At 73.8% G+C, this 8227-nt stretch carries 11 protein-coding genes; all 11 read left to right on the top strand.

Annotated features, from left to right (window positions below):
- The coding region (locus F2B26_RS02095; protein ID WP_159805911.1) for an HD domain-containing protein at window positions 1-750 on the top strand (750 nt) is incomplete at its 5' end.
- A gap of 24 nt (window positions 751-774) precedes the next feature.
- A complete protein-coding gene (ffh, locus tag F2B26_RS02090) occupies window positions 775-2358 on the top strand; it encodes a signal recognition particle protein (protein ID WP_159805909.1) in 1584 nt (527 codons plus the stop codon).
- Window positions 2359-2372: 14 nt separating this feature from the next.
- Window positions 2373-3461, top strand: coding sequence for an amidohydrolase family protein (locus F2B26_RS02085; RefSeq protein ID WP_159805907.1), 1089 nt, complete (start codon window positions 2373-2375; stop codon window positions 3459-3461).
- Between the two features lie 238 nt (window positions 3462-3699).
- A complete protein-coding gene (rpsP, locus tag F2B26_RS02080; protein WP_159805905.1) occupies window positions 3700-4116 on the top strand; it encodes a 30S ribosomal protein S16 in 417 nt (138 codons plus the stop codon).
- Window positions 4116-4355: an RNA-binding protein gene (locus F2B26_RS02075; protein ID WP_159805903.1), complete on the top strand. Its 240-nt coding sequence runs from the start codon at window positions 4116-4118 to the stop codon at window positions 4353-4355. Before rpsP ends, F2B26_RS02075 begins: the two co-directional genes overlap by 1 nt.
- Before the next feature lie 7 nt (window positions 4356-4362).
- Entirely contained in the window at window positions 4363-4914 is a 552-nt protein-coding gene (gene rimM, locus F2B26_RS02070; protein WP_159805921.1) for a ribosome maturation factor RimM, read from the top strand.
- Window position 4915: 1 nt separating this feature from the next.
- Window positions 4916-5689: a tRNA (guanosine(37)-N1)-methyltransferase TrmD gene (gene trmD / locus F2B26_RS02065; RefSeq protein ID WP_159805901.1), complete on the top strand. Its 774-nt coding sequence runs from the start codon at window positions 4916-4918 to the stop codon at window positions 5687-5689.
- A 214-nt stretch (window positions 5690-5903) separates the two neighbouring features.
- The gene (gene rplS, locus F2B26_RS02060) at window positions 5904-6269 is read left to right on the top strand and encodes a 50S ribosomal protein L19 (RefSeq protein ID WP_159805899.1); all 366 of its coding nucleotides are present in this window, start codon (window positions 5904-5906) and stop codon (window positions 6267-6269) included.
- A gap of 56 nt (window positions 6270-6325) precedes the next feature.
- Window positions 6326-7123, top strand: a complete 798-nt coding sequence (lepB, locus tag F2B26_RS02055; protein WP_159805897.1) for a signal peptidase I — start codon at window positions 6326-6328, stop codon at window positions 7121-7123.
- Window positions 7120-7854, top strand: coding sequence for a ribonuclease HII (gene rnhB, locus F2B26_RS02050; RefSeq protein WP_159805895.1), 735 nt, complete (start codon window positions 7120-7122; stop codon window positions 7852-7854). The genes lepB and rnhB overlap by 4 nt, the downstream gene beginning before the upstream one ends.
- A complete protein-coding gene (locus F2B26_RS02045; RefSeq protein WP_159805893.1) occupies window positions 7851-8168 on the top strand; it encodes a DUF2469 domain-containing protein in 318 nt (105 codons plus the stop codon). Before rnhB ends, F2B26_RS02045 begins: the two co-directional genes overlap by 4 nt.
- The last annotated feature ends 59 nt before the right edge of the window (window positions 8169-8227 follow it).

The raw sequence follows: 8227 nt of genomic DNA, 5'->3' as shown, positions 1-8227 counted from the left end.
GACGCCCGCCCGGGCGAGGACCCCGTGCTGTCCCTGCGGGCCGCGGCCACGGCCGCCCGCACCGGCCTGGTGCTGTCCCCGGTCACGGTGGCCAGCCTGCAGGCCACCCCGCCGCTGCCGGTCCCGTGGCCCCGCACGGCGCGCACCCAGCTCCTCGCGCTGCTGGGCAGCGGCCCCGCGCAGGTGCCGGTCTGGGAGGCGCTCGACCTGGCGGGCGTCGTCACCACCTGGATCCCGGAGTGGGCCGGGGTGCGCAACCGGCCGCAGCGCTCACCGGTGCACCACCACACCGTCGACCGGCACATCGTCGAGACCGTGGCGCGGGCCGGCCGGGACCGGCGCGAGCTGGAGAACTCCGACACGTTGCTCGTCGCCGCGCTGCTGCACGACATCGGCAAACGCGCCGGCGCCGGTGACCACTCGATCGAGGGCGCCCGGCTGGCCGGGCCGATCGTCACCCGGATGGGGTTCGGCGCGCAGGTCGCCGCCGACGTCACCCGGCTGGTGCGCGAGCACCTCACGCTCGCCGACCTGGCCACGACGGCCGACCTGGACGACCCGGCCACCGTCGAGCGGCTGCTCGTCGCGGTCGACCACCGCGCCGACCTGCTCGAGCTGCTGCGTGCGCTCACCGAGGCCGATGCGTCGGCGGCCGGCCCGACGGCCTGGACCACGTGGCGGGCGCGGCTCGTGGACGACCTCACGGACCTGGCCCGGGCCGCGCTGACGGATACTGTGGACCGTCCGTAGTCACCTGCCTCTGGAGTCCCTGCGGTGTTCGCCTCCCTGTCCGACCGGCTGACCGCCACCTTCCGCAACCTGCGCACCAAGGGCAAGCTGTCGGAGGCGGATGTCGACGCCACCGTGCGCGAGATCCGCCGTGCCCTGCTCGACGCCGATGTCGCCGTCCCGGTGGTCCGCTCCTTCACGGGGGCGATCCGTGAGCGGGCGCTGTCGTCCGAGGTGTCCGGCGCCCTCAACCCGGCGCAGCAGGTCGTCAAGATCGTGCACGACGAGCTGGTCACGGTGCTCGGTGGCGCCACCCGTGAGCTGCGGCTGGCCAAGAACCCGCCGACCGTCATCCTGCTCGCGGGTCTGCAGGGTGCGGGCAAGACGACGCTCGCCGGCAAGCTGGGGCTCTGGTTGCGCGAGCAGGGGCACACCCCGCTGCTCGTCGCGGCCGACCTGCAGCGTCCCAACGCCGTCACCCAGCTGCAGGTGGTGGGGGAGCGGGCCGGGGTCCCCGTGTTCGCCCCGCACCCGGGCAACGCCGGTGCGGACGACGTGCTCCCGGCCGGTGCCGACCCGGTCGCGGTGGCTCGTGCGGGCGTGGAGACCGCACGTGCGCGTCAGCACGACGTCGTCGTCATCGACACCGCGGGGCGGCTGGGGGTCGACGACGGTCTCATGGCGCAGGCCGCGGCGATCCGGGACGCGACCTCGCCCGACGAGATCCTGTTCGTCGTCGACGCGATGATCGGCCAGGACGCGGTCACCACCGCCCAGGCGTTCGCCGACGGTGTCGGGTTCACCGGCGTCGTGCTGTCCAAGCTCGACGGCGACGCCCGCGGTGGGGCGGCGCTGTCCGTCACGCAGGTGACCGGGCGCCCCATCCTCTTCGCCTCGACCGGTGAGAAGCTCAGCGACCTCGAGGTGTTCCACCCCGACCGGATGGCCTCGCGCATCCTCGACATGGGTGACGTCCTCACCCTCATCGAGCAGGCCGAGAAGACCTTCGACGCCGAGCAGGCCGAGCGGTTCGCCGGCAAGCTGGCCAGCGGTGAGGACTTCACCCTCGCTGACTTCCTCAGCCAGCTGCAGCAGGTCCGCAGCGCCGGGCCGCTGAAGAAGATGCTCGGGATGCTCCCCGGGATGGGTCAGATGCGCGAGGCGCTGGACAGCTTCGACGAGCGCGAGGTCGACCGCGTCGAGGCGATCATCCACTCGATGACCCCGGCCGAGCGCGCCAACCCCAAGATCCTCAACGGGTCGCGCCGCTCGCGCATCGCCGCCGGTTCGGGCACCAAGGTCTCCGACGTCAACGACCTGGTGGTCCGGTTCGACGCGGCGCAGAAGATGATGCGCCAGATGGCGCGCGGCGGCGGCATGCCGTCGATGCCGGGGATGGGCAACCTGCCGGGCTCGGGCAAGAAGGCGAAGGGCCGCACCGCACCGCCGCCCAAGCGCGGCAAGGCGCGGTCGGGCAACCCGGCGACGCGGGCCGCGCAGCTGCGCGGCGAGGTCGCCCGGCCGGCCTCCCCGGCAGGCTCGGCGTTCGGTCTGGGTGGCGGCGCGCCGAGCCGTCCGGCCGACGTGACCTTGCCCGAGGGGCTGGACCAGTACCTGCGCGGTCAGTGACGGGCCTGGCAGCCATGTCCGTCCTGCACCTGGTGGGTCGGGTCGTCGTCGACGACGAGCACGAGGTCGGCGAGGCCTGGGTCGAGGGCGGGCGGATCACCTACACCCGTCCTGCGGGTGAGCCCGCGGCGACGGTGCGCGGCGTCGTGCTGCCCGGGCTGGTCGACGTGCACTGCCACGTGGGGCTGGCGGCCGGCGGCGCCACCGACCGGGCCACGGCCCGGGCCCAGGCGCTGGCCGACCGGGACAGCGGGGTGCTGGCGATCCGGGACGCGGGCTCGCCGCTGGACACCTCGTGGGTGGCCGACGAGCCCGACCTGCCGCGGCTGGTGCGGGCCGGGCACCACCTGGCGCGGCCCAAGCGCTACCTGCGGTCCTACGCGCGCGAGCTGGACGACCCGGACGAGCTGCCGGTCGCGGTGGCCCAGGAGGCCGCGCGCGGCGACGGCTGGGTCAAGCTGGTCGGCGACTGGATCGACCGTGAACTGGTCTCGGGCGGCGACCTGCGTCCGCTGTGGTCGGCCCGCCAGCTCGCCGACGCGATCGCGGCGGCGCACGCCGCCGGGGCCCGCGTGACGGCGCACACCTTCGCGACCGAGACGCTGGACGACCTGCTCGCGGCGGGCATCGACTGCCTCGAGCACGCGACCGGCGCCGACGCCACCCAGGTCGAGGCGATCGCGGCCGCCGGGATCCCGGTGACCGCGACCTTGCTCCAGGTGGCCCAGTTCGGTGCGATCGCCGACGCCGGCACCCGGTTCCCGGCGTTCGCCGCCCGGATGCGGCAGATGCACGCCCGTCGCTACCAGCAGGTGCGGGACCTGCACGACGCCGGGGCGCCGATCCTGGTCGGCACGGACGCCGGCGGCACCATCGCGCACGGCCGGATCGCCGACGAGGCGGCCGAGCTGGTCGCTGCCGGGCTGCCCGCCGCCGAGGTGGTGGCCGCCGCGAGCTGGCGCGCCAGGCAGTGGCTCGGGGTTCCTGGGCTGAGCGAGGGCGCCTCCGCCGACTTCGTGGCCTACGACGTCGACCCGCGGGTGGACATCCGTGCGTTGGCGGCCCCGGCCGCCGTCGTGCTGCGCGGGGTGCGGGTGCGCTGAGCCGGCGGTCGGCGGCGCGCTCGGCGCGTCGCGAGGCCGGAGGGGCAGGTCCTCCGCGGTGCGGGCGGTGCGCCTGAGTTGGGCGGGGCCCGCGCATCTGGCACAATGAGCGGCTGTCCACGGCGCACGCAGCCCCTCTACCTGCCGTTGCCGTAGTCCTTCAGGTCTTACCCGCGCGCCTGCCCCACGGGAGGCGCGGCAAGGACCGCCCCGTTGCACGTTCAGGAGACATCACACCGTGGCCACCAAGATCCGTCTCAAGCGCCTGGGCAAGATCCGCGCGCCGTACTACCGCATCGTCGTCGCCGACTCGCGCACCAAGCGCGACGGTCGCGTCATCGAGGAGATCGGCAAGTACCACCCCACCGAGGAGCCCTCGTTCATCGAGGTCAACTCCGAGCGCGCCCAGTACTGGCTCGGCGTCGGCGCCCAGCCGACCGAGCAGGTCGCCGTGCTGCTCAAGATCACCGGTGACTGGCAGAAGTTCAAGGGCCTGCCGGGGACCGAGGGCACGCTGCGCACCAAGGCCCCCAAGGTCGACGCGACCGCTGCGGTCGAGGCCGTCGCCGTCGCCGCCGAGAAGGTCAAGGCGACCGCCTCGGAGCGCAAGTCCCAGGCTGCGGCCGCGCCGGCCGCGGACGACGAGCAGGCCTGATGCTCTCCGACGCGCTGGAGCACCTGGTCCGGGGGATCGTCGATCACCCGGACGACGTGCACGTGCGTCAGGCCGCGCTGCGGCGCGGTGAGCTGCTCGAGGTCCGGGTGCACCCCGACGACCTCGGGCGCGTCATCGGCCGCAGCGGCCGCACCGCCAAGGCCCTGCGCCAGGTCGTCAACGCGCTGTCGACGGACGGTTCCGTCCGTGTCGACGTCGTGGACGTCGACCGGCGCTGAGCTCCTCGTGCAGTTGACGGTCGCTCGGATCGGGCGCGCCCACGGGCTGCGCGGCGAGGTCGCCCTCGACGTGCGGTCCGACGACCCCCAGGCCCGGCTGACCCGCGGGGCGGTGCTCGACACCGACCCCGCGGGCGCCGGGCCTCTCGTCGTCGAGGCGGTCCGCGAGCAGCAGGGCCGCTGGTTCGCCACCTTCGAGGGGGTGCACGACCGCACCGGCGCCGAGGCGCTGCGTGGCGTGGACCTCGTCGTCGAGGCGGACGACGAGGGTGACGACGAGTCGTGGTACCGCCACGAGCTCATCGGTCTGCGGGTCGAGCGGGTCGGCAGCCACGAGCTGCTGGGCACCGTGGTCGACCTCGAGCACCTGCCCGCCCAGGACCTGCTGGTGCTGCGCGAGCCCGACGGGACGGTGAGCCGGGTGCCCTTCGTCCGCGAGATCGTCCCGGTGGTCGACGTGGCCGGCGGACGGGTGCTCATGGACCCGCCCGGCGGTCTGCTGGCGGTGGACGCCGACGCGCTGGTCGTCAGCGAGGAGACCGGGCAGGACGGTCGCTGACGTGCGCATCGACGTGGTCTCGATCTTCCCCGAGTACCTGTCGCCGCTGTCGTTGTCGCTGGTCGGCAAGGCGGTGCGGGACGGTGTGCTCGACCTGGCGGTGCACGACCTGCGCGACTGGGCCCTCGACCGGCACCGCACGGTCGACGACACCCCGTTCGGCGGTGGAGCCGGCATGGTGATGCGGCCGGACGTGTGGGGCGAGGCGCTCGATGCGGTCCTCACGCCGGGGGCGCGGCTCATCGTGCCGTCGCCGGCCGGCCAACGGTTCAGCCAGCCGCTCGCCGAGGAGCTGGCCGCCGAGCAGCACCTTGTCTTCGCCTGCGGTCGCTACGAAGGGATCGACGCACGGGTGGCCGAGCACTTCGCCGCGAGCGGCGCGGTCACCGAGGTGTCGATCGGCGACTACGTCGTCAACGGCGGCGAGGTCGCGGCGCTCGTCGTGGTGGAGGCGGTCGCCCGGCTGCTGCCCGGGGTGATCGGCAACCCGCAGTCGCTCGTCGAGGAGTCGCACGCAGGCGACGGCCTGCTGGAGTACCCGGTGTACACGCGTCCGACGAGCTGGGCCGGGCTCGACGTGCCGGAGGTGCTGCTGTCGGGGCACCACGGCAACGTCGCCCGGTGGCGCCGGGACCGGGCCCTCGAACGCACCGCGGCACGTCGTCCGGACCTGCTCGCCGGGCTGGACCCGTCGGTGCTGGACCGTGAGGACCTGCAGGTGCTCGCGGGTCTGGGCTGGTCGGTGCGCGACGGGGCCGTCGTCCGGACACCCTGATTCGGCCCGCGGCGCACCCGTGTGGCACACTGTCAGGTCGGTGCGCGCCTGATGTCCCTGCCTCCGGGGGGACAGCACAGGCCCTGCCGGTCGGCCGATGTGGCCGGTCGTGCATCGCACACGTCACGTCCATGAAGCACGTGGTCCGCACGCCGCCTGGCGGTCGGGCCCGGATGATCGCTCTGACCGGTGGCAGGGCTGAGAGGCGACACCCATGCACACGCTCGACCCGATCGACGCGGCATCGCTCCGCTCCGACATCCCCGCCTTCCGCGCGGGCGACACCGTCAAGGTGAACGTCAAGGTCGTCGAGGGCACGCGCTCGCGTATCCAGGCCTTCCAGGGCGTGGTCATCGGCCGCCAGGGCGGCGGCGTCCGCGAGACCTTCACGGTGCGCAAGGTGAGCTTCGGGGTGGGCGTCGAGCGCACCTTCCCGCTGCACGCCCCGACCATCGACACCATCGAGGTCGTGACCCGCGGTGACGTGCGGCGCGCGAAGCTCTACTACCTGCGCAGCCTTCGCGGCAAGAAGGCCAAGATCAAGGAGAAGCGCGACGCGATCCCGGCCAAGCAGGCCTGAGTCGCCGTGCGGCGAACGGTTCGCCAGTCGCCGCATCGTCGTGCGACAGTGAGCGCGTGAGCGACGAGACCGCCGAGGCGGCGTCCCCGAGCAACGGTGGACCGGGCCCGGACCAGCTCCCTGAGCAGGTCCGGGCCCGCCCGCGTGACGGACGTGGTGCGCGGCGCCGCAAGCCGGCCGCGAGCGGTCCGCTGGCCTGGTTGCGCGAGACCGCGATCATCGTGGTCAGTGCGGTCGTGCTGTCCGTCGTGGTCAAGACGTTCCTGGTCCAGGCGTTCTTCATCCCGTCGGACTCGATGAACGACACGCTGATCGTCCACGACCGCATCCTCGTGTCCAAGCTGGTGCCGCGGGTGTTCTCGCTGCACCGGGGCGACATCGTGGTGTTCAAGGACCCGGGCGGCTGGCTGCCCCCCACCGAGGCGCCCCGGGAGTCCGGCCCCACGGTCGTGCTCGACGACGCGCTGCGCTGGATCGGGCTGCTGCCCACCGACTCGGGTGACCACCTGGTCAAGCGGGTCATCGGTCTGCCGGGGGACCACGTCGCCTGCGCGGGCGCCGGGTCGCCGGTCACGGTCAACGGTGTGCCGATCACGGAGACGTACCTCAAACCGGGCTCCCAGCCGAGCGAGGTCGCGTTCGACGTCGTCGTCCCCGACGGCTACCTGTGGGTGATGGGCGACAACCGCCAGCACTCGGCGGACTCCCGGTACAACCAGGGGCGTCCCGGCGGCGGGGCCGTCCCGGTCTCGGATGTGGTCGGCGTCGCCTTCGTCACCGTGTGGCCGCTCGACCGCCTCACGACGTTGCCGAACCCGGGGGCGGTGTTCGCCTCGGTCCCCGACCCGTCATGACGGGCGCCGCTCGACGGCGCGCACCCCACCTGGGCCACGAGCGCGCGGTGCTGCGGGCCGGCGCCCGACTGGTCGCAGGGATGGACGAGGTGGGCCGGGGCTCGCTCGCGGGCCCGGTGAGCGTCGGCGTGGTGGTCGTGGACCTGGCGACACGGTCGGCGCCCGTCGGTGTCGCCGACTCCAAGCTGCTGAGCCCGGCGGCGCGGCGTGCGCTGCTGCCGGCGCTCGCGCGGTGGGGGCGGGCGCGTGCCGTCGGCCATGCCAGTGCGGCGGAGATCGACGAGGTCGGGATCATCGCCGCCCTGCGGCTGGCCGGAACCCGGGCCCTGGCGGTGGCCGAGGAGCAGGTCGGCCCGGTCGACGCCGTCCTGCTCGACGGCTCCCACGACTGGCTCACGCCACCGGCGGACCTGTTCGGCCCCGAGGAGCCGGTGCACCGCGCCGTCCACCTGCGGGTGAAGGCCGACCGTGAGTGCGCGAGCGTGGCCGCCGCCTCGGTGCTGGCCAAGTGCGAGCGGGACGGGCTCATGGTCGAGCTGGGTGCGCAGTTCCCGCAGTACGGGTGGGAGGCGAACAAGGGCTATGCCTCGGCCGAGCACGTCTCCGCGCTCGCCGAGCACGGTCCGTGCCCCTGGCACCGGCGCTCCTGGCGGCTGCCCGGTCTGCCGCCGGTGGCCGCGGAGGTCCTCGCGGTCGACCGGACGGGTCCATGGGGGATGATGGGCGGGTGAGCGCCGAGGACCTGGAGAACTACGAGACCGATGCCGAGCTCGCCCTGTACCGGGAGTACCGCGACGTCGTCGGTCTGTTCTCGTACGTGGTGGAGACCGAGCGCAGGTTCTACCTGGCCAACCAGGTCGACCTGCAGGTGCGGTCGGCGGCCGGTGAGGTCTACTTCGAGCTGTCGCTCACCGATGCGTGGGTGTGGGACGTCTACCGCTCCGCGCGGTTCGTGAAGTCGGTGCGGGTGGTCACGTTCAAGGACGTCAACGTCGAGGAGCTCGCCAAGGCCGAGCTGGACCTGGGCGAGGTCGGCCGCGCCTGACCAGCCGTCCCCAGCCCCGGTGAGCGGCTGCGGGTTGTCCTGCGGGAGCCAGCCGCCGT

The sequence above is a fragment of the Cellulomonas citrea genome (assembly GCF_009829685.1).
Lineage (GTDB): Bacteria > Actinomycetota > Actinomycetes > Actinomycetales > Cellulomonadaceae > Cellulomonas > Cellulomonas citrea.
Note: the sequence above shows the minus strand (reverse complement) of the source record. Positions and strands in the feature narration are given on the sequence as shown.